Here is a 19,028-nt window from a genome sequence, read left to right on the forward strand (position 1 = left end):
TTCTAATGTCCAGTTTGTGAAAGTGCAAGCGGCCAGACATCACCACTACCGTTACTACGGAGTAACCAAGCTGCGACGGTAGATGTCCATCTTGAGTTTACAATGTCATCAATTAGAAGAACCGGGCCAGACTGGATAAGTTCTAGGTCTACTCCCATTGAGCCATCTATGTTCTGAGCCTGTTGCATACTGTTCGCCATGCACTTTTGTTCTTGGCAATGCTCAAGTTTAACCAATGCAGGATAAAATGGTAGTTCTAGTGCTTCAGCGAGACGCCTAGCAAAATCAGGAACGAGATCTGGATGACGTAGTGACGGCATGCAAGTGACCCATGTTGGAGTTGGGTTTGGCTGCCATTTTAAGTATAACTCAACACAAGCATCCAATAATTCATCAGAAAAATGCTCATCCACATATCTTCCTTGTTGAACTATGCTCCCCCATCCTGCATCTCCCCATATGCACAAAGACATACCCACATTAGCTTGTGCTTCTGGGCGGATTCTACCTCTGACGTTATAACGAGGCAAACCACCTGCAGGCCATTGTTTTCTTGGTTCAATAGGAAGGCCTGTACGTTTCAGAAATGTCATTGCTTCAATTATTTTTTCTGGGCTAGCAGTTGTGGGAAGCATTGGTAAACTCGGTGGAGTTGCAAGGCTAGGATCTCCGTTGAGTTCTGTTATTAGAAACTCCATATGTCCGGTTTCTAATTCCACATATTGCTTCATTCGAGCTTGTTCTTCACGCCTTAAGCTTGTCAGCCGATCTGCTCGGGACCAGAATTCCTCGCTCAATCTTGAAGTAGTTAATTGGTATTTTGATGCATTTTTTATTAGTGGCGGTGGAGATTCTAGTGATAACAGGTCAATTGTGTGTTCAAGTCTATTCTTTCCAATGTTCAGGCTAGCCATTAGTTCATTTAGGGATAAGCCTGTGTGATTTTCTTCTAGTTTAGCTATGATTTGGTTAACTTCGTCTACAGATGGAAAAGCATTATCTATAAAAAAGTCATTGATATTATTCTCCTCTTGCCCACTGAGTAATATGCCATATGCATTGTCTAGAGCTCGCCCCGCGCGGCCTACTTGTTGGTAATAAGCTACTACTGAACTAGGTGCTTGATAGTGGATCACGAAGCTTAAGTCTGGTTTGTCATATCCCATTCCTAATGCCGTTGTTCCGATCAAAGCTTTTATCTCATTATTGAATAAGGCTTGCTCTAAACGTTCTCTGTCTTCTCCTGTATCTCCAGAGTATGCCTCGACATTAATTCCATTTTCTTTCAACCAGTTAGAAACTTGATTGGCATCTCTTATAGTCAAAGTATATACAATTCCGTGTCCGGGCAAAGACGTTAATTGTTCAGCTAACCATGCAAGTCGTTCAGCTTGACTGGATAGAGAAATTGTTTGAAGGGTTAGGGAGCTTCTGTCTAAATCGCCACGAACAATCGTTAGTTCAGGACCTAAAACTGATTGTAAGTCAGTGGTCACACGACTATTAGCTGTCGCCGTTGTAGCTAGTAAACGCATATTGGATGGAAGAGCTCGAATGATACGTTCAAGTAGTCGATAGTGAGGTCGGAAGTCATGTCCCCAGTCAGATATACAATGTGCTTCATCAACAATAAGTAGTGACACATCTTTAGTCATTGGTGCTAACACATTACTATTAAAGTCTTGGTTACCTAATCTCTCAGGGGTAACTAGAAGAATGTCTATTTCATTAGCAATAAACTCTTGCTCTATTCTAGAATGTTCACTTCTATTGTCACTGTGAATAGCTTCCGCTCTTAAGCCCATTCTGCGCGCAGCCTCAACCTGATTCCTCATGAGTGCAATGAGAGGAGATACTAATAAAGCTGGTCCTTTGTTACTTTCTCTCATCAATTTAGTTGCAATGAAATATACGAAGCTTTTACCCCAGCCTGTTTTCTGTACAACTAATAATTTACCTCGTCCTTCAACTATATGTTGTATAGCGTCTTCTTGCTGATCTCTAAATGTAGCGTTGCTGTTGTTTGCACCTAACCTTAATAGTTCAAGTGAACGTGCTGGATTGTATATCATTATGTTTCCTCAAAAAGTCATTATAAAGAACAAGTTAACATGGGTAAGGTATAGGAACAATGATACGTATATAAGAAATCGGTTTGAGTGCATAGTGTTTTGTTGCATGCCATTGAAAATGGATTATCGCCCTATTTATGTGAACTACCATAAGGGGGATGATTTTGCTGATTCAAGCAAGTACGAGGGCCACTTTATTGATGAATCAGCATTTGGCTGGATGTCTAGTTCTAATCGGACACTTGATAGATCGGAGGCTAAGTTATTTTCATCATAAAATGCTCTACCACTTCCACCTTTGTTTATTAAAAAGCATAGCGACGAGGGTGATGGCCACCGGTATCACTATCGCTGGTGGCTAATTATGACCGCTAGATAACGGCCTTTAGTAATAAAGAGCCCGTCATGGATAGCTTTCCTTTAGATGCCTCTTCTATATGCCCGCTCCACCAGCACATCATTGGACGGCGGCGTTCCAGGTAGTCGGTACGGTTATAAGCGCTGCGCACTTGATTGTCGTCCACATGCGCTAGAGCTGCTTCGATTAAATCTCTATCAAAACCTTGTTCATTGAGTGTTGTACTTGCCAGTGAGCGTAGGCCATGGCTGACCAAGCGCCCTGCAAACCCCATACGCTTTAGTGCCATATTCGCTGTTTGGCTGTTACATGGTTTCTTTGGGTCACGGTCAGAGGGGAAGATAAATTCACGGTGCCCACTGATAGGTTTGATTACCTCAAGAAGCTCCAGCATTTGTTCCGTGAGAGGGATACGGTGCTCTCTACGCTTTTTCATACGTTCAGCTGGGATGATCCAAGCTTTCTCATCCCAATCAATTTCTTTCCACATAGCACCAGAAGCTTCGCTAGGCCGTGTCATGGTATGAAGTTGCCATTCAATTAAACATCGCGTGGTACGCTTAATGCTGGCGTTAGCGATGGCACCAATAAGTTCTGGTAGCTCCGCTGGTTTGAGCGATGCCATGTTCTCTTTTTTGGGTTTCTTGAAAGCGGCTTTTATACCTGTTAATGGGTTCGCGTGAACCAAGCCACAGTTAGTTGCGAAGTTCATTACTTCATTCAGGCGTTGTGCTAGGCGCTTTACGGTTTCTAGGCTGCCTTTGGCTTCTATAGGCTTTAGTAGCTCGATAATTTGCGGTGCTGTGATTTCTTTAACCGGAATTTCGGCTAGATAAGGGAAGATATGCAGCTCAAGAGAGCGCCAGATATCAACAGCATAATCAGGGGTGACATCGTCTGACTTAATTTCAAACCACTCTTTAGCCACATTGATAAACGTGTGCTGGTGGATGGTTTTGTACTCTTCTTGCTGTCGCTTTTTGTCTTTTTGAGGATCAATCCCTTGAGCGAGTAACTCTTTTGCTTCTAGTGCGTATTTGCGAGCCTTGGCAAGGGATACCTCTGGGTATTTGCCTAATCCGAAGTTAGTGCGGCTTTTTTTTATTGGATGTGTATAGTTCAGCAGCCATAACTTTGAGCCGTTCTTTTTGACCCGTAGCCGGAGTCCATCACCATCAGAGAGTGTGTACTCCTTTTCCTTTGGTTTCGCAGATTTGATTTCTATGTCCGTTAATCTAGTCGTTGTTCTCGCCATCATTGGTACACCAAATTGATACACTAAAATCAGTGTACCTTTTGGTGTACCTAAAAAGCAAAGATGTGTTTGGACACTATAGAATCGGAATGGACGCTAAGCTATTGATTTTATTTGCTGAGGATACAAAAAAAGACGCCCTAGGACGTCTTTAAATGTGTATTTGGTGGAGCTGGCGGGATTTGAACCCGCGTCCAAAACCAGTCTAACAGATGGCGCTACATGCTTAGTCAGTCTTTATTCTCGTATCTACACTGCGAACTGACACGCTATGCAAACACATACCAGAATTCTATTTCGCGGTTCATCTCTCTAGCCAAAGATTCCCTCGCTATCTTGTTTGGGTTTGACTGCCCTTGATTCCCCGTCTTACAAGCGGAAGCTAGGGAGGGCAGGCTCTGAGCAGGTTATTAAGCTGCTAGTGCGTAGTTTTCGTCGTTTGCGACTATTTTTTGCGGTTTTTTTACGAGGCCAACCGCACCTCGGCATGCTCCACAAGCCTTCGTGATCCTGTCGAATCCTAAATCAGCCCCAGAGTTCGATCGATGTTAGCAGATTAATTGCTACCGTCAATAGCCATGCGGCTATACGTGTACTGACTGGCTGATAAACAACCACTTACCAACATCGACAATCAAAAACGCTTAGCGGTTGCTGCTTTTCATGATGCGGGCTTTGTCACGCTGCCAGTCGCGGGCTTTGGTGTCTGCACGTTTGTCATGAAGCTTCTTACCGCGCGCGGTACCTATCTTCAGTTTAACAAAGGATGCCTTCCAGTACATGCTCAGCGCCACAATGGTTTCGCCGTCGCGGTTAACTGCGCCTGCTAGCTTGTCGATCTCTCGGCGGTTCAGCAGTAGCTTGCGGGTACGTGTTGGATCGGCAACGACGTGGGTGCAGGCGACGTTGAGCGGGGTAATGGTCAAACCGGAAATGAAGGCTTCGCCGTTACGCAGGAAGACATAGCTCTCTGTCATGTTGACCTTGCCGTCGCGAATGGCTTTGACTTCCCAGCCCTGTAGCGACAGGCCGGCTTCGTATTCGTCATGAATTGCAAATTCAAAGCGGGCCGTTTTGTTTTTAGCAATGGTATTGCTGTTTGGTTTGCTTGGTTTCTTTGCCATAAATTGCTCTTTCTCTGTAGTCCCAGCCAGCCGTATGGCTTCTGGTCGAAGTATCCTTACTTGAACATCAATAGGTTATGATGCTCCAAGTATGCTAATTTTGGCTGTTAGCGTTGTAATGGTATCATTGCGGTTGTCCTTCTCATAGGCTTTGTCGCGTGCGGCTTGGCTGTGGGATGCGGCATGTTCCGTGGGTAAAGGAGAAGCTATGCCTCAGATTAGCCGTTCTGCGCTTGTGCCGTACAGCGCGAAGCAGATGTTTGCATTGGTCAATGATGTTGAATCGTATCCGACTTTCCTGCCGGGCTGTTCCGGTACGAAAATTCTGGAAAGCTCTGGGCAGCATGTAATGGCGTCGGTGGATGTCTCCAAGGCGGGGATCAAGAAAACGTTCGTGACCCGCAACGCGATCACCGAGGGCATTAAAATTGACATGCAGTTGGTTGAGGGGCCGTTTCGCAGCTTGGTGGGTGGTTGGCATTTTATTGAGTTGGATGCCGAGGCCTGCAAGGTAGAGCTGAAGTTGGATTTTGAGTTTACCAATGCGTTGGTGGAAGCGGCGTTCGGTAAGGTGTTCCGAGAATTGACGAACAATATGGTGAATGCGTTCACGCAGCGAGCGAGAGAAGTCTATGGGTTCTGACGAGAAGCTGATCCATGTCGAGGTGGTGTATGCGCTGCCTCATATTCAGAAGGTGATCCGCCTGACGGTGACACCGGATACACAGGTGCAGGATATTATCGAGCAATCAGGCGTGCTGGAGCAGCACCCAGAGATTGACCTGAAGCAGAACAAGGTTGGGGTGTTTAGCCGCAATGTTCGCTTGGATGCGACTGTGCATGATGGTGACCGTATCGAGATTTACCGTCCGTTGCTGGCCGATCCCAAAGATATTCGCCGTAAGCGTGCCGAGCAGGCCAAGCAAGAGGCATTGGCTGCAAAAGGCGATTGATCCCGTTCCGGTTCACTGTTGAACGAATGTGGTCTTTCAAACACGAAAAAAGCTCGCTATAGCGAGCTTTTTTGTTTTATCGGTTAGGGTAGTGCTTAGTTGGCCGCACTCATGAAACCAGCTCCTTTCGGGTAATCCCCCTCAAGGCTGATCAGCTGGTTTTGGCCATTGAAACGCAAGATCAGGTTTTTCTGCTCCGCCTTTTCATGTCCCGGCTTGTGGTAGTAAACGTAATACCAAGTGTTTGGGTATTCCGGCTCTACCAGCATCGGCGAGCCTAGTACGAACTCAACCTGTTGTTTGTTCATTCCATATTTCAGGGTATCAATATCCTTTTGCTCCAGATAGTTCCCCTGATTGATATCAATACGGTATACCAGCTTATCAAGAACTGAGCACCCGCCTAGCAAGCTGACTGCCAACGTCATGGCAGCAAGATTTTTCCAACTCATAGCATCCCGGCAAATTCGCGTTACTTCTGCTGCGATAATAAACAACCGCTTGGCAGAAGTAAAAAAGCGTTGAAGAAAAAAACTGTAAATGAGACTGCGGTACAACCAATAAGTTGCATCATTCACATAATTCTATGTTATTTACGCGGCAAACAGCAGCTCTTTTGCGTTGGCCAGGGTGCGTTCGGTGATTTCACTACCGCCAAGCAGGCGAGCCAGCTCGTTGATCCGGTCTTCTTGGCTCAGCGGGTACATGTTGGTTTCGGTCTGTCCCTCGCTGGCTTTTTTGGCCACGAACATCTGCTGATGGCCGCAACCGGCCACTTGTGGCAGGTGGGTAACACACATTACCTGGGTTGATTCGCCCAGAGTGCGCAGCATCTTGCCGACAATGGCAGCCGTCGGTCCACTGATACCTACGTCTACTTCATCGAAAATCAAGCTTGGGGTCTCGACCTTCTGGGCAGTGATCACCTGAATTGCCAATGAGATCCGCGACAGTTCACCGCCTGAGGCGACTTTGCCCAACGGCTGGAGTGGCTGGCCCGGGTTGGTGGATACCAAGAAGGTAATGGTATCGAACCCTAGTGGGCTGAGCATGCGTTCGGCGTCGCTTTGAATATCGATGCTGAAGATCCCGTGCTCCATGCTGAGTTGGTGCATGCTGTCGGAAATTTTCTTGTCGAGTTCTTTGGCATAGCGCTGGCGGCTCTTGCTGAGTTTTTCGGCACAGGCAATGAACTGCTGGCGTAATGCTTCTACCTCTTCGGCGATCTCTTCTAGGCGCTCGTCGCTGCAGTCCAGGTTCTCGAGCTCCTGCTTGAGCTCTAGGTGCTTGGCATAAAGCTCGCCCGGCATCACGTAGTGCTTGCGCGACAGTGACATGATCTTGGCCAGACGCTCTTCGAGGTAAATCAGGCGTTGCGGATCCATATCCAGATTATCAAGGTAGCTGCGCAATTCTTGGCTGGCTTCCTGTACTTGGATGATGGCTTCTTCGAGCATCTGCGGAATCGTGCTCAGGCTGGCGTCGATTTCGCCTAGGTTGCACACTTGCTGGCTGGCCATCTGCAGCATGTTGAGCGCATTGCACTCTTCGCTATCGTAGAGGATCGAGAGGGCTGTCTGGCTTGATACCGCCAGCTCGCCGCAATTCGACAGGCGCTTGTGTTCTTCTTCGATTTCGCTGAATTCGTCTTCGCCCAGAGCCAGTTCGTCGAGCTCTTTGACTTGATACTGGATCAGTTGTTTCTGGGCTTCGTTTTCCTCGCGACTTTGAACTAGGCGCTTGTACTCGTTGTTGGCCTGACGCCAGATCTGGTAGCTGTCGCGGGTTTGGTCCATCAGGTGATGGTGACCGGCGTACTGATCCAGCATTTGTTGTTGGTAGTCAGGGCGCATCAGCTGTTGGTGGGCGTGCTGGCCGTGGATGTTGATCAGCAGTTGGCCAAGGGCTTTTTGCTGAGACGCAGGTACCGGGCTGCCGTTGATGAAACCACGAGAGCGGCCTTCTTTGGTGATCACCCGGCGCAGGATGCAGTCATCACCGTCGATCAGTTCGTTGTCTTCCAACCAGCGGCGTGCGGTTTGGTTGTTGAGCAGCGAAAAGGTGGCTGAGATCTCGGCCTTGTCTTCGTTAGGTCGAACCATGCAGGCTTCGGCACGATCGCCCAGGCAAAGGCCGAGCGCGTCGATGGCAATGGATTTACCGGCACCGGTTTCACCGGTGATGGTTGTCATACCTGGTTTCAGTTCGAATTCAAGGTTTTTGACAATGGCAAAGTTTGAGATTGTCATGTGAGCCAGCATGTGTGTTTACCTGTTCAAATCAACACCTGTTTTTCCATACAGTATATACTGTATGTAGGTACAGTAAAGTACTGAGTGTGAATTTTCAGAGCAAAATTTGATTTACGTTAAGGTGATGAAAAACAGCGATAAAAAAAGCCAACCGTGAAGGTTGGCTTGATGGGGAGTTCTGGCTCAGAACAGGCGGCTTGACCAGCCGAGTTTGCCCCGCAGCACTTCGTAGTAGCTGTAGTGCTTGGGGTGGATTAGCTTGAGCGTGTCTGGGCTTTGGTAGATGTGGATCTCATCGCCGGGGCTGACGGGCAGCGAGACTTGGCCGTCGCAACTTACCTCGAGGGTGCTGCCGTTGGTCGGTGATACCATCAGCTTGATCCGGCTGCTGCCGTCAACAACCAGCGGCCGGCAAGACAGGGTGTGCGGGAACATCGGCACCAGCGAAATCGCGTTGAGCTCGGAGGTCAGGATCGGGCCGCCACCTGAGAGCGAGTAGGCGGTAGAGCCGGTCGGGGTCGAGATGATCAGGCCGTCAGATCGCTGCGAGAAGGCGAATTTCTCGTCAATGTAGACCTCGAATTCGATCATATGCGCGATTTTGTCGGGATGGAGCACGGTTTCGTTAAGTGCGGCATTGCGACTTTTTATCTGGCCGTGGCGGTGCACTTCGGCTTCGAGCAAAAAGCGTTTTTCGACGACAAATTGGCCGTTTAGCACATCTTCAAGTTCGGATTCGAAGTCGTCGGGATCCAGGTCGGTCAAAAAGCCGAGGCTGCCACGGTTCACCCCGATCACCGCGATGTCGAAGCGGGATAATACACGTGCTGCACCCAGCATATTGCCATCACCGCCTACCACGATGGCAAGGTTGGCCCTGTCGCCGATGGTCAGTAAGTCGCAAAAGGCGGCCTGTGGCAGGTCGACGTCGTTGGCTAACCGGTGGTCAACCAATACCTCGTAGCCACGCTCTACTAACCATGTGTACAGGCTTTGGTGGGTTTGCAGGGCCTCGGGATTACGGGGCTTGCCGATTATCGCAATGGTCTGAAAAACACGCGTCATGTCCATGATCCGACAGATGAAGAGTGAGCCAGTATAGCGTCAGGATGAGAGAGTTGTCGCGCTTTGTGAGCTATATCGGCTTGAATCATTGAGGTTCATCCCCATAATATGCCCATCAACCCGTTTTTAGGATAGGTTTTCAGCCTATTCTCATAAAACATGATTTTGGTGGAGAAGCGAAAGCATGAGCAACGAAGAGAAAAAAGTACAGGACGAGCAGCTTCAGCAAGAAGCTGTTGAGACAGTGGAAACTGATGCTGTTGAGCAGGATGAAGTCGTCGAAATGACCCTTGAAGAGCAGCAGGCTGCACGTATTGCTGAGCTTGAAGCGGCATTGCTGGCTAGCGATGCGAAAGCGAAAGAGCAACAGAACGATGTATTGCGTGCCCGTGCTGACGTTGAGAACATGCGTCGCCGTACCGAGCAGGAAATCGACAAGGCTCGTAAATTTGCCCTGAACAAGTTTGCCGAAGAGCTGTTGCCGGTTATCGACAACATGGAACGCGCCATCGAGATGGCCGACAAGAACGACGAAGCTATCAAGCCAATGGTTGAAGGTGTCGAGCTGACCCTGAAGACCATGATGAGCACGGTAGAGAAATTCGGCCTGAACCAGCTGAACCCAGTTGGCGAGGCGTTCAACCCAGAGCAGCACCAGGCGATGGCGATGCAGGAAAGTGCCGAGCACGCGCCGAATACCGTGATGCTGGTTATGCAGAAGGGCTACGAGCTGAACGGTCGTGTGGTTCGTCCGGCAATGGTCATGGTGTCTAAAGCGGCATCAGGCAGCATCGATACCCAAGCGTAATTGGGCGTGTTGTTTAGCAAGCCCGCAGCGATGCGGGCTTTTTTATTTTTTTGAAATTTTTTTCGTTGTCACCCTTGAAAAGTGTTTGGCTGCCCTTATCTAGTAGTCATACGACATCGTAAACCAATTTCTGCGGATGATTCCGCATTGTCGGTGGAGCACGATGGCACACTGGCAAATAAGCTAAATGAATTTCGGAGAGAACCTGATGGGTAAAATCATTGGTATTGACTTGGGTACAACTAACTCTTGTGTAGCAGTACTTGATGGTGACAAGCCACGTGTAATTGAAAATGCTGAGGGTGAGCGTACAACGGCATCAGTTATCGCTTACACCCAAGACGGTGAAACTTTGGTCGGTCAGCCAGCAAAACGCCAGGCAGTAACCAACCCTGAAAACACACTGTTCGCTATCAAGCGTCTGATCGGTCGTCGTTTCGAAGACGAAGAAGTTCAGCGTGATATCGAAATCATGCCTTTCAACATTGTTAAGGCAGACAACGGCGATGCATGGGTAGAAGCGAAAGGCCAGAAAATGGCTGCTCCTCAGGTATCAGCTGAAGTTCTTAAGAAGATGAAGAAAACTGCTGAAGACTTCCTAGGCGAAGCAGTTACTGGCGCAGTTATCACTGTTCCTGCTTACTTCAACGATGCACAGCGTCAGGCAACTAAAGATGCAGGCCGCATTGCGGGCCTAGAAGTTAAGCGTATTATCAACGAACCAACTGCAGCTGCTCTAGCATACGGCCTAGACAAGAAAGGCGGCGATCGCACTATCGCGGTATACGACCTAGGTGGTGGTACGTTTGATATCTCTATCATCGAAATCGACGAAGTAGAAGGCGAGAAAACTTTCGAAGTATTGGCAACCAACGGTGACACTCACCTAGGTGGTGAAGACTTCGACAACCGCATGATCAACTACTTGGTTGAAGAGTTCAACAAAGAGCAGGGCATCAACCTGAAGAACGATCCGCTAGCGATGCAGCGTCTGAAAGAAGCCGCAGAAAAAGCGAAGATCGAACTGTCTTCTGCACAGCAGACAGATGTAAACCTACCTTACATCACTGCCGATGCAACTGGTCCTAAGCACATGAACATCAAAGTGACTCGCGCTAAGCTTGAGTCTCTGGTTGAAGATCTAGTACAGCGCTCTCTTGAGCCGCTAAAAGTAGCACTGTCTGACGCTGGCCTGTCTGTAAGCGACATCAACGACGTTATCCTTGTTGGTGGCCAGACTCGTATGCCAATGGTTCAGGCTAAAGTGACTGAGTTCTTCGGCAAAGAGCCACGTAAAGACGTGAACCCAGACGAAGCTGTTGCGATTGGTGCAGCGGTTCAGGGTGGCGTGCTTGCTGGTGAAGTGAAAGACGTTCTTCTGCTAGACGTTACTCCACTGTCTCTTGGTATCGAAACCATGGGCGGCGTGATGACTAAGCTTATCGAGAAGAACACCACTATCCCGACAAAAGCGAACCAGGTGTTCTCTACTGCAGAAGACAACCAGAACGCGGTAACTATCCACGTTCTACAGGGTGAGCGTAAGCAAGCGAACTACAACAAGTCACTTGGCCAGTTCAACCTAGAAGGTATTCAGGCAGCACCACGCGGTATGCCACAGATCGAAGTAACATTCGACCTTGATGCCGACGGTATCTTGCACGTATCTGCGAAAGACAAGTCTACTGGTAAAGAGCAGAAGATCACTATCCAGGCATCTGGCGGTCTGAGCGACGAAGATATCGAGAAAATGGTTCAGGAAGCGGAAGCTAACAAGGAAGCGGACAAGAAGTTCGAAGAATTGGTAACTGCACGCAACCAGGCTGACCAGCTAGTTCACGGTACTCGCAAGCAAATCGAAGAAGCTGGTGAAGCACTGCCAGCAGACGAGAAAGCGAAGATCGAAACTGCAGTAAGCGAGCTTGAAGAAGCACGCAAGGGCGAAGACAAAGAAGCGATTGACGCGAAGGTTCAGGCCCTGATTGCAGCATCTCAGAAGCTAATGGAAATCGCTCAGCAGCAGGCTCAGGCTCAACAGGCACAAGGTGCTGGCGAGCAGCAGGCACAGCAGGACGACAACGTTGTTGACGCTGAGTTCGAAGAAGTTAAAGACGACAAGAAATAAGAACAGAGCTAACGCTTAATCTTATTCGGGCACGGGCGTTGGAGGTTACTCTTGCGCCCGTAGCTGTATTAAGGCAGGTGACAGATAAGTATGTCAAAACGTGATTTTTATGAAGTTCTGGGCGTAAGTCGTGATGCGTCAGAGCGTGACATTAAAAAGGCTTACAAGCGCCTTGCAATGAAATTCCACCCGGACCGTAACCAGGGGGATGCCGAGGCTGCTGAGAAGTTCAAAGAAGTTAAGCACGCATACGAAATCCTAACCGATCCGCAGAAGAAAGCAGCCTACGATCAGTACGGCCATGCGGCATTCGAGCAGGGTGGCGGTGGCTTCGGTGGCGGCGGCTTTGGCGGTGGTGCTGATTTCGGTGATATCTTCGGTGATGTGTTCGGCGATATCTTCGGTGGCGGCGGCCGTCGTGGTCAGCAACGTGCCCAGCGCGGCGCAGATCTGCGCTACAACATGGAGCTGACTCTGGAAGAAGCCGTTCGCGGTTGCTCCAAGGAAATCCGTGTTCCTACCTTGGTTCACTGTGATACCTGTGATGGTAGCGGTGCTAAGAAAGGCACTTCGGCAACCACTTGTGGCACGTGTCACGGTAGCGGCCAGGTACAGATGCGCCAAGGCTTCTTTGCCGTTCAGCAGACATGTCCGCACTGTCATGGTCGCGGTAAGATCATTCAGGAACCTTGTGGTACCTGCCATGGTCAGGGCCGTAAGGAAGAGACCAAGACGCTATCGGTCAAGATCCCTGCTGGCGTAGATACGGGCGACCGTATTCGTCTGTCTGGTGAAGGTGAAGCCGGAGAGTTTGGTGCTCCCGCCGGGGATCTGTATGTACAGGTTCATGTTGCTAAACACCATATCTTCGAGCGTGACGGCAACAACCTGTACTGCGAAGTGCCTGTTAGCTTTACCATGGCAGCGCTTGGTGGCGAAGTGGAAGTGCCGACTCTTGATGGTCGTGTTAACCTGAAAGTCCCATCTGAAACGCAAACGGGCCGTATGTTCCGTATGCGCGGCAAGGGCGTGAAGTCTGTACGCGGCGGTGCAATGGGTGATCTTATCTGTAAGCTGGTTGTGGAAACACCAGTTAACTTGAGTTCACGTCAGAAAGAGTTGCTGCAAGAGTTGGAAGAGACTTTGGGCGGAACCGCTGCTAAAAAGCACAAGCCTAAGTCAGAAGGTTTCTTCGACGGTGTGAAGAAGTTTTTTGATGACCTAACCGGTTAATTTATTTTAGCCTGTTAGTGATGAATAAAAGAAAAGCCAGCATAGTTGCTGGCTTTTTTATATATTATGGAATAATAGTGCTGTTAAAATAATAACTACCAGCATTCAGATAATGGTTTGTTATTACTTCCGTATCCTTTTTTTACACCCGCAGCATTAATTGATAATGCTTTGCATGCATCCCCTGTTTGTTTTCCATTTGCAATTACACTGGCTGTAATAATAAAACGATCTTGGCCTTTTCCGGTATTAGATATGGAATATGTATATTCATCAGCGAGAGTACATTGTTCACATTTATTTGTGCCAGTACTGAGGTCTGATGAATTGGGGTATGTTTTATTTAAACTTGGGCTGTTAGTATAATACTGTTCAGCCCATAATTGTAATTCCATAAGACTTGCCTGAGCTGCCGTTCGGCGCCCTTTTTCAACATGCTCTTGATAGGAAGGATAGGCGATTGCAGTGATGATTCCGAGAACTGCAACCACGATCATTACTTCAATGAGTGTCAAACCTTTTTGTAAAATACACCTGTTCATTACATTCACTTTTTTAAGCGTGACGAAAAAAAAATTGATGGGACTGTGTAAAGCTATACCTTGTGATAAGTTGATTTCAAGTCATTTTTGGTTATTTAAAAAAAATCATGCATAGTTGGAAGGTAAATCAAGGTCTAACATTAATAGAGTTAATTACTGTAATTTCAATAATTGCTGTGATATCGGCATTTGCTATTCCTAGTTTTGAAAAAAGTCGTAATGCAGCTGAAATAACAAGTAAGTCAGAAATAATTTATGAATTTATCAGATTGGCAAAATATGAAGCGGTAAAAAGAAATACCACCGTGGAAGTTTTTTTTGAAAAAAATACGCGAGACACATTTTGTTTTGGTATGAGAAAAAAGAATTCATCTGATACTTGCGAACAATCATCTTCAGCCTATCCTCGCACTATTTTGGATAAAAACTCGCATTACTTTCTCAAGACAGCAGATGTTAATGGTGGCTTAAAAGATTTATCTGTAGGGACTCTGATGGATTTCAATCCCGTGACTGGGCAGGCTTCTAATAGCAAGAGAATATTGGTCAATAGTTCATTGGATGCAAATCTCCTAAAAGGGGTCAGGGTTACTGACATCGGTTTTGTGTACCGCTGTAGCAGCGCAACCAGTAGTGGGGAAGAAACATGCGTATAGAAAAAGGATACTCACTGGTTGAATTACTGATTTCAACGTTTCTTGGCATTTTGGTTATAGGAACAATTACATCAGCATATACGATGACTCTTACCGGTTCGAATCAGTATTTAAAAGAATCTGCTTTGTCATCAGAGCTAGACAGTATTTTGTTTTTGATGGCAAGTGAAATTAAACGAGCGGGTTATTGCCGGGATTGCTTTGCTACAAATCCATTCATGCTAAATGACGGGACAAATTCTGCCAATATACTTATTGATGGCCTTGCTGATAGTAGTAACGGTCATTGTATTTTATTTGCTTATAACCATGACTCAGCACTCGGCGTGACTTCAATTAGAAATGACGATGCGAGAGGGTTTCGTGTCAAAGACAGTAATAAAGATGGCAGGAACGAAATAGAAATCTATACCACATACAGTGGTATGGCGAATTGGTCTTGCACCGGCACTAATTGGCAAGATTACAATAATAAGCGCATAGATATTAAAAAGTTGGATTTTACTAGAACGGTTTATGACTCATCGGTTGCTGGCTCAACCAACAGTATTCAAAACATCACGATTACGATTGGTGGGAAGCTTGGTGAGCTATATGAAGAAAGAACGACCAGTGTGGCTCTGCCAAATATTAAACCTTAGGATGAAGTTAAAATGAGAGTGCACCGAAATCTCCAACAAGGAATTTCTACATTACTAATAACAGCTGTATTAGCGTTATTGATGGCTTTGTATGTATTTGGTGTATTGGCGGTTGAAACCTTTAATGCCAAAAAGACACAAAATGCGGTCGTAACCAAAGAATTGAAAACAAGGGCGGATGCCGAGCTTCAATGTGCGAAAGAAATTGTTTTATCTTCTGGAGATTTGGCAGCGGCACACGACTTCTCTAGTTGTAGCAAAGCTAAAATTGAGCTAGAGCAGATTGATGTTAATAACTATGAACTGAGATCTATAGTCGCTGATCTTGTTTCCGAAGGCCAGGCTGTATCTAAGGTGATTCTGTCGAATTACGGCTTGTCAGGCCCCACGGCGGCTATTTCTTCAACGGGTAATCTTGTTTTTAATGTCTCGCAGACAATCGACCCGTATGAAGGAGACAAAGTCGGTACGGGCTACAACTGCAGCGCCATTCGTACGGGGGGAACGTTTACTCTGCAGGATAATGCTGATCTGGTTGTCCGACATCCTCTTGATCAAAATGGGCAGCCTAAGAAAGGGGAGGATGGCAATGTCATTAAGTGTAACAGTAGCCATTTAACTCAATCGCCAAAAAGTCGGGCGGATTACAAATTAGATATAGCCGAAAACGTAAAGGACATGGATCTGTTCGAAGAGAACTTTGGGATCCCGCGCGAGGAGTGGGCGAAGGCAAAAGAGAAATTCCAGGAGTTCTTAACACCTACGATGGTAACGCAAGATATTGTGGTTGGTCATGGCACTGATGGCACACCGATTACAAAATCTGTCACGTTTCCGAAAGTCGTAGACTGTGGCACAAAAATTCAAAAGATTATCGATGCCAATAAAGCCTTAAAGCCGGGCGAAGAGAAGAAGAAAATTGAGTACATCTGGGTTGAGGGAAGTTGTGATCTTTCGGGCATGAAGTACGAACAAACTGCGCCAGATACAGCGGGTGTGACAGTTGTGGTTAAAGATGGCTTCATACATACCTCTGTACCGACCTCGTTTCACGGTAACCTGTATATGTTGGACGTAGCGATGACTAACGAGCAACTGAAGGCAGCATGGGCGAACTCAAAGCTTGATGTATATATGGCGGGCCGGAATGTTGATTTGGCAAATGTTCCTTTTTATTTCCACGGTACTTTCCAGACCCAGGGAGCGTTTAATTTGGATTCACCCAATCGTGACTCGCATGTGTTTGGTGCGTTCCAGCCGGGATACTCAAAAGGTAAGGCGATGCCTGGTACTCCTTTATTTCCTCAAGTAAAAATATTGAATGGGAGCTGGCATGATTTCTAAGCGAGGCCGTGGCTTTAGCCTGATAGAGGTGTTGGTATCCTTACTGTTGATTTCAGTGTCGTTTGCTGCAGTGATGCGAATGCAGGCATATGTAGAGGTAAAAAGAGAACAAGCTGCGTTACAGTACCAAGCGATGCAGCTTGCTGAGCAGCAAGTGATGCTCTGGCAAAATGTAGGGGCGACAGTTAATTGCAATGGAACAATGAAAGCGCTGACATTAGCCAATCTGGAAACCTGTCAGATTGGTTTTGGCAAGATGACAGGAACAGTCAGTGTTGTGGGAACCCCCAAAAAAGACTTGGCGGGTGCTATTCTCTTTAAGCGTTTGCAAGTTGCGGTGCAATGGATTGATAGGAGTGGTGAAAAGGGTACGGTAACACTCTATTCCGGCCATTCGAATCAGAGCCCGCTTCTGAAATAGAAATAATAATTTTGATTATAGAGCACACAGTAAGTTGTATTGCTGTGTGCTTTTTGTTCGTTTGGTTTGTTTTGTTGTTTTTTTTCTTGCCCTTCATAAATCCCACCCTATAATGCGACCTCACTGACACGGACAACGGCATTGCCGGTACCGATAAGTCAGTTTGTTCTTTAACAATTTGACCATGTAATCTGTGTGGGCACTCGTGAAAAGATTTAGTCAAAAGATTTAAATCAGTGAGCTGAGTGACCATTGATACTTTTAGTATCCACAGTCAATTCTTTTTTGGTTCTGCTTTTTTATAAAAAGTGGAAACAAGAAAATCAGTAATCACTGAGCCGTTTCTTCGGAAACACAAAAACTTTAATTGAAGAGTTTGATCATGGCTCAGATTGAACGCTGGCGGCAGGCCTAACACATGCAAGTCGAGCGGTAACATTCCAAAAGCTTGCTTTTGGAGATGACGAGCGGCGGACGGGTGAGTAATGCCTGGGAACATGCCTTGGTGTGGGGGATAACCATTGGAAACGATGGCTAATACCGCATAACGTCTACGGACCAAAGAGGGGGACCTTCGGGCCTCTCGCGCCAAGATTGGCCCAGGTGGGATTAGCTAGTAGGTGGGGTAACGGCTCACCTAGGCGACGATCCCTAGCTGGTCTGAGAGGATGATCAGCCACACTGGAACTGAGACACGGTCCAGACTCCTACGGGAGGCAGCAGTGGGGAATATTGCACAATGGGGGAAACCCTGATGCAGCCATGCCGCGTGTGTGAAGAAGGCCTTCGGGTTGTAAAGCACTTTCAGTAGGGAGGAAGGCAGTGTCGTTAATAGCGGCATTGTTTGACGTTACCTACAGAAGAAGCACCGGCTAACTCCGTGCCAGCAGCCGCGGTAATACGGAGGGTGCGAGCGTTAATCGGAATTACTGGGCGTAAAGCGCATGCAGGCGGCTTGTTAAGCCAGATGTGAAAGCCCGGGGCTCAACCTCGGAATAGCATTTGGAACTGGCAGGCTAGAGTCTTGTAGAGGGGGGTAGAATTTCAGGTGTAGCGGTGAAATGCGTAGAGATCTGAAGGAATACCGGTGGCGAAGGCGGCCCCCTGGACAAAGACTGACGCTCAGATGCGAAAGCGTGGGGAGCAAACAGGATTAGATACCCTGGTAGTCCACGCCGTAAACGATGTCTACTTGGAGGCTGTTCCCTTGAGGAGTGGCTTTCGGAGCTAACGCGTTAAGTAGACCGCCTGGGGAGTACGGTCGCAAGATTAAAACTCAAATGAATTGACGGGGGCCCGCACAAGCGGTGGAGCATGTGGTTTAATTCGATGCAACGCGAAGAACCTTACCTACTCTTGACATCCAGAGAACTTAGCAGAGATGCTTTGGTGCCTTCGGGAACTCTGAGACAGGTGCTGCATGGCTGTCGTCAGCTCGTGTTGTGAAATGTTGGGTTAAGTCCCGCAACGAGCGCAACCCCTATCCTTGTTTGCCAGCGCGTAATGGCGGGAACTCCAGGGAGACTGCCGGTGATAAACCGGAGGAAGGTGGGGACGACGTCAAGTCATCATGGCCCTTACGAGTAGGGCTACACACGTGCTACAATGGCGTATACAGAGGGCGGCCAACCAGCGATGGTGAGCGAATCCCACAAAGTACGTCGTAGTCCGGATTGGAGTCTGCAACTCGACTCCATGAAGTCGGAATCGCTAGTAATCGTGGATCAGAATGCCACGGTGAATACGTTCCCGGGCCTTGTACACACCGCCCGTCACACCATGGGAGTGGGCTGCACCAGAAGTAGATAGCTTAACCTTCGGGAGGGCGTTTACCACGGTGTGGTTCATGACTGGGGTGAAGTCGTAACAAGGTAGCCCTAGGGGAACCTGGGGCTGGATCACCTCCTTAACGATATGACTGCGCTTTTGACGCAGTGTCCACACAGATTGCCTGGTTAAAATGTAGAAGAACGTGAAAGACTTGGGTCTGTAGCTCAGGTGGTTAGAGCGCACCCCTGATAAGGGTGAGGTCGGTGGTTCAAGTCCACTCAGACCCACCACTTTCTCTCCCGGAGAAAGTGAGTGAGAAGTCTTTCGAACGTTGGGGTTATAGCTCAGCTGGGAGAGCGCCTGCCTTGCACGCAGGAGGTCTGCGGTTCGATCCCGCATAGCTCCACCA

General features: G+C 47.7%; 17 protein-coding genes, 2 tRNA genes, 1 rRNA gene and 1 other RNA gene. 13 read left to right on the plus strand and 8 right to left on the minus strand.

Annotated elements, in window-relative coordinates; genetic code table 11:
• Positions 1-2: 2 nt before the first annotated feature.
• On the minus strand, positions 3-2,072 hold the full coding sequence (locus ACSF8X_RS05425; protein ID WP_500850871.1) for a RecQ family ATP-dependent DNA helicase: 2,070 nt from the start codon (positions 2,070-2,072) through the stop codon (positions 3-5).
• Positions 2,073-2,190: 118 nt separating this feature from the next.
• Between ACSF8X_RS05425 and ACSF8X_RS05430 the strand changes: the two genes are divergently transcribed.
• Complete coding sequence (locus ACSF8X_RS05430; RefSeq protein WP_500851143.1) at positions 2,191-2,349, plus strand: DUF3427 domain-containing protein; 159 nt, start codon at positions 2,191-2,193, stop codon at positions 2,347-2,349.
• Positions 2,350-2,443: 94 nt separating this feature from the next.
• On the opposite strand, the gene ACSF8X_RS05435 is transcribed toward ACSF8X_RS05430, so the two are convergent.
• From ACSF8X_RS05435 to smpB, 3 genes are all read right to left on the minus strand, one after another.
• Positions 2,444-3,685, minus strand: coding sequence for an integrase domain-containing protein (locus ACSF8X_RS05435; RefSeq protein ID WP_500851144.1), 1,242 nt, complete (start codon positions 3,683-3,685; stop codon positions 2,444-2,446).
• Positions 3,686-3,849: 164 nt separating this feature from the next.
• Positions 3,850-4,218, minus strand: a transfer-messenger RNA (tmRNA) gene (gene ssrA / locus ACSF8X_RS05440).
• Positions 4,219-4,329: 111 nt separating this feature from the next.
• Positions 4,330-4,809 carry an SsrA-binding protein SmpB gene (gene smpB, locus ACSF8X_RS05445; protein WP_500850872.1) on the minus strand — a complete coding sequence of 160 codons (480 nt, stop codon included), beginning with the start codon at positions 4,807-4,809 and terminating at the stop codon, positions 4,330-4,332.
• A 208-nt stretch (positions 4,810-5,017) separates the two neighbouring features.
• Between smpB and ACSF8X_RS05450 the strand changes: the two genes are divergently transcribed.
• Positions 5,018-5,452, plus strand: coding sequence for an SRPBCC family protein (locus tag ACSF8X_RS05450; protein ID WP_047879745.1), 435 nt, complete (start codon positions 5,018-5,020; stop codon positions 5,450-5,452).
• On the plus strand, positions 5,442-5,762 hold the full coding sequence (locus tag ACSF8X_RS05455) for an RnfH family protein (protein WP_047879746.1): 321 nt from the start codon (positions 5,442-5,444) through the stop codon (positions 5,760-5,762). The genes ACSF8X_RS05450 and ACSF8X_RS05455 overlap by 11 nt, the downstream gene beginning before the upstream one ends.
• A gap of 95 nt (positions 5,763-5,857) precedes the next feature.
• On the opposite strand, the gene bamE is transcribed toward ACSF8X_RS05455, so the two are convergent.
• The 3 genes from bamE to nadK form a co-directional block, all read right to left on the minus strand.
• On the minus strand, positions 5,858-6,214 hold the full coding sequence (gene bamE / locus ACSF8X_RS05460; RefSeq protein WP_500850873.1) for an outer membrane protein assembly factor BamE: 357 nt from the start codon (positions 6,212-6,214) through the stop codon (positions 5,858-5,860).
• 141 nt (positions 6,215-6,355) lie between these two features.
• A complete protein-coding gene (gene recN / locus ACSF8X_RS05465; protein ID WP_047879747.1) occupies positions 6,356-8,023 on the minus strand; it encodes a DNA repair protein RecN in 1,668 nt (555 codons plus the stop codon).
• 174 nt (positions 8,024-8,197) lie between these two features.
• The gene (gene nadK, locus ACSF8X_RS05470; RefSeq protein WP_500851145.1) at positions 8,198-9,088 is read right to left on the minus strand and encodes an NAD(+) kinase; all 891 of its coding nucleotides are present in this window, start codon (positions 9,086-9,088) and stop codon (positions 8,198-8,200) included.
• 175 nt (positions 9,089-9,263) lie between these two features.
• On the opposite strand from nadK, the gene grpE reads away from it, so the two are divergent.
• From grpE to dnaJ, 3 genes are all read left to right on the plus strand, one after another.
• Positions 9,264-9,887: a nucleotide exchange factor GrpE gene (grpE, locus tag ACSF8X_RS05475; protein ID WP_047879749.1), complete on the plus strand. Its 624-nt coding sequence runs from the start codon at positions 9,264-9,266 to the stop codon at positions 9,885-9,887.
• A gap of 208 nt (positions 9,888-10,095) precedes the next feature.
• Complete coding sequence (gene dnaK / locus ACSF8X_RS05480) at positions 10,096-12,012, plus strand: molecular chaperone DnaK (RefSeq protein ID WP_047879750.1); 1,917 nt, start codon at positions 10,096-10,098, stop codon at positions 12,010-12,012.
• Between the two features lie 90 nt (positions 12,013-12,102).
• Positions 12,103-13,245, plus strand: a complete 1,143-nt coding sequence (gene dnaJ / locus ACSF8X_RS05485; RefSeq protein WP_047879751.1) for a molecular chaperone DnaJ — start codon at positions 12,103-12,105, stop codon at positions 13,243-13,245.
• Positions 13,246-13,340: 95 nt separating this feature from the next.
• Here the strand turns inward: dnaJ and ACSF8X_RS05490 are convergent, their stop codons facing one another.
• Complete coding sequence (locus ACSF8X_RS05490; RefSeq protein ID WP_047879752.1) at positions 13,341-13,787, minus strand: type IV pilin protein; 447 nt, start codon at positions 13,785-13,787, stop codon at positions 13,341-13,343.
• Positions 13,788-13,894: 107 nt separating this feature from the next.
• Between ACSF8X_RS05490 and ACSF8X_RS05495 the strand changes: the two genes are divergently transcribed.
• From ACSF8X_RS05495 to ACSF8X_RS05525, 7 genes are all read left to right on the plus strand, one after another.
• Positions 13,895-14,443 carry a pilus assembly FimT family protein gene (locus ACSF8X_RS05495; RefSeq protein WP_500850874.1) on the plus strand — a complete coding sequence of 183 codons (549 nt, stop codon included), beginning with the start codon at positions 13,895-13,897 and terminating at the stop codon, positions 14,441-14,443.
• Complete coding sequence (locus tag ACSF8X_RS05500; protein ID WP_500850875.1) at positions 14,434-15,084, plus strand: PilW family protein; 651 nt, start codon at positions 14,434-14,436, stop codon at positions 15,082-15,084. Before ACSF8X_RS05495 ends, ACSF8X_RS05500 begins: the two co-directional genes overlap by 10 nt.
• Positions 15,085-15,096: 12 nt before the next feature.
• Complete coding sequence (locus ACSF8X_RS05505) at positions 15,097-16,428, plus strand: hypothetical protein (protein WP_500850876.1); 1,332 nt, start codon at positions 15,097-15,099, stop codon at positions 16,426-16,428.
• On the plus strand, positions 16,418-16,849 hold the full coding sequence (locus ACSF8X_RS05510; RefSeq protein ID WP_500850877.1) for a type IV pilus modification PilV family protein: 432 nt from the start codon (positions 16,418-16,420) through the stop codon (positions 16,847-16,849). The genes ACSF8X_RS05505 and ACSF8X_RS05510 overlap by 11 nt, the downstream gene beginning before the upstream one ends.
• A gap of 364 nt (positions 16,850-17,213) precedes the next feature.
• A 16S ribosomal RNA gene (locus ACSF8X_RS05515) occupies positions 17,214-18,758 on the plus strand.
• Positions 18,759-18,832: 74 nt separating this feature from the next.
• Positions 18,833-18,909 (plus strand) — tRNA-Ile (locus ACSF8X_RS05520).
• Positions 18,910-18,952: 43 nt separating this feature from the next.
• Positions 18,953-19,028: transfer RNA gene (locus tag ACSF8X_RS05525), tRNA-Ala, on the plus strand.

Source organism: Photobacterium panuliri (genome assembly GCF_059920555.1).

Excerpts from the sequence above, each read along its gene's own strand:
- recN (WP_047879747.1), bottom strand. The coding sequence starts at position 8,023 with ATGCTGGCTCACATGACAATCTCAAACTTTGCCATTGTCAAAAACCTT.
- ACSF8X_RS05435 (WP_500851144.1), bottom strand. The coding sequence starts at position 3,685 with ATGGCGAGAACAACGACTAGATTAACGGACATAGAAATCAAATCTGCG.
- smpB (WP_500850872.1), bottom strand. The coding sequence starts at position 4,809 with ATGGCAAAGAAACCAAGCAAACCAAACAGCAATACCATTGCTAAAAAC.
- grpE (WP_047879749.1), top strand. The coding sequence starts at position 9,264 with ATGAGCAACGAAGAGAAAAAAGTACAGGACGAGCAGCTTCAGCAAGAA.
- dnaJ (WP_047879751.1), top strand. The coding sequence starts at position 12,103 with ATGTCAAAACGTGATTTTTATGAAGTTCTGGGCGTAAGTCGTGATGCG.
- ACSF8X_RS05430 (WP_500851143.1), top strand. The coding sequence starts at position 2,191 with ATGGATTATCGCCCTATTTATGTGAACTACCATAAGGGGGATGATTTT.
- ACSF8X_RS05490 (WP_047879752.1), bottom strand. The coding sequence starts at position 13,787 with ATGAACAGGTGTATTTTACAAAAAGGTTTGACACTCATTGAAGTAATG.
- dnaK (WP_047879750.1), top strand. The coding sequence starts at position 10,096 with ATGGGTAAAATCATTGGTATTGACTTGGGTACAACTAACTCTTGTGTA.
- ACSF8X_RS05425 (WP_500850871.1), bottom strand. The coding sequence starts at position 2,072 with ATGATATACAATCCAGCACGTTCACTTGAACTATTAAGGTTAGGTGCA.
- ACSF8X_RS05500 (WP_500850875.1), top strand. The coding sequence starts at position 14,434 with ATGCGTATAGAAAAAGGATACTCACTGGTTGAATTACTGATTTCAACG.
- ACSF8X_RS05450 (WP_047879745.1), top strand. The coding sequence starts at position 5,018 with ATGCCTCAGATTAGCCGTTCTGCGCTTGTGCCGTACAGCGCGAAGCAG.
- ACSF8X_RS05455 (WP_047879746.1), top strand. The coding sequence starts at position 5,442 with ATGGGTTCTGACGAGAAGCTGATCCATGTCGAGGTGGTGTATGCGCTG.
- bamE (WP_500850873.1), bottom strand. The coding sequence starts at position 6,214 with ATGAGTTGGAAAAATCTTGCTGCCATGACGTTGGCAGTCAGCTTGCTA.
- ACSF8X_RS05495 (WP_500850874.1), top strand. The coding sequence starts at position 13,895 with ATGCATAGTTGGAAGGTAAATCAAGGTCTAACATTAATAGAGTTAATT.
- ACSF8X_RS05510 (WP_500850877.1), top strand. The coding sequence starts at position 16,418 with ATGATTTCTAAGCGAGGCCGTGGCTTTAGCCTGATAGAGGTGTTGGTA.
- ACSF8X_RS05505 (WP_500850876.1), top strand. The coding sequence starts at position 15,097 with ATGAGAGTGCACCGAAATCTCCAACAAGGAATTTCTACATTACTAATA.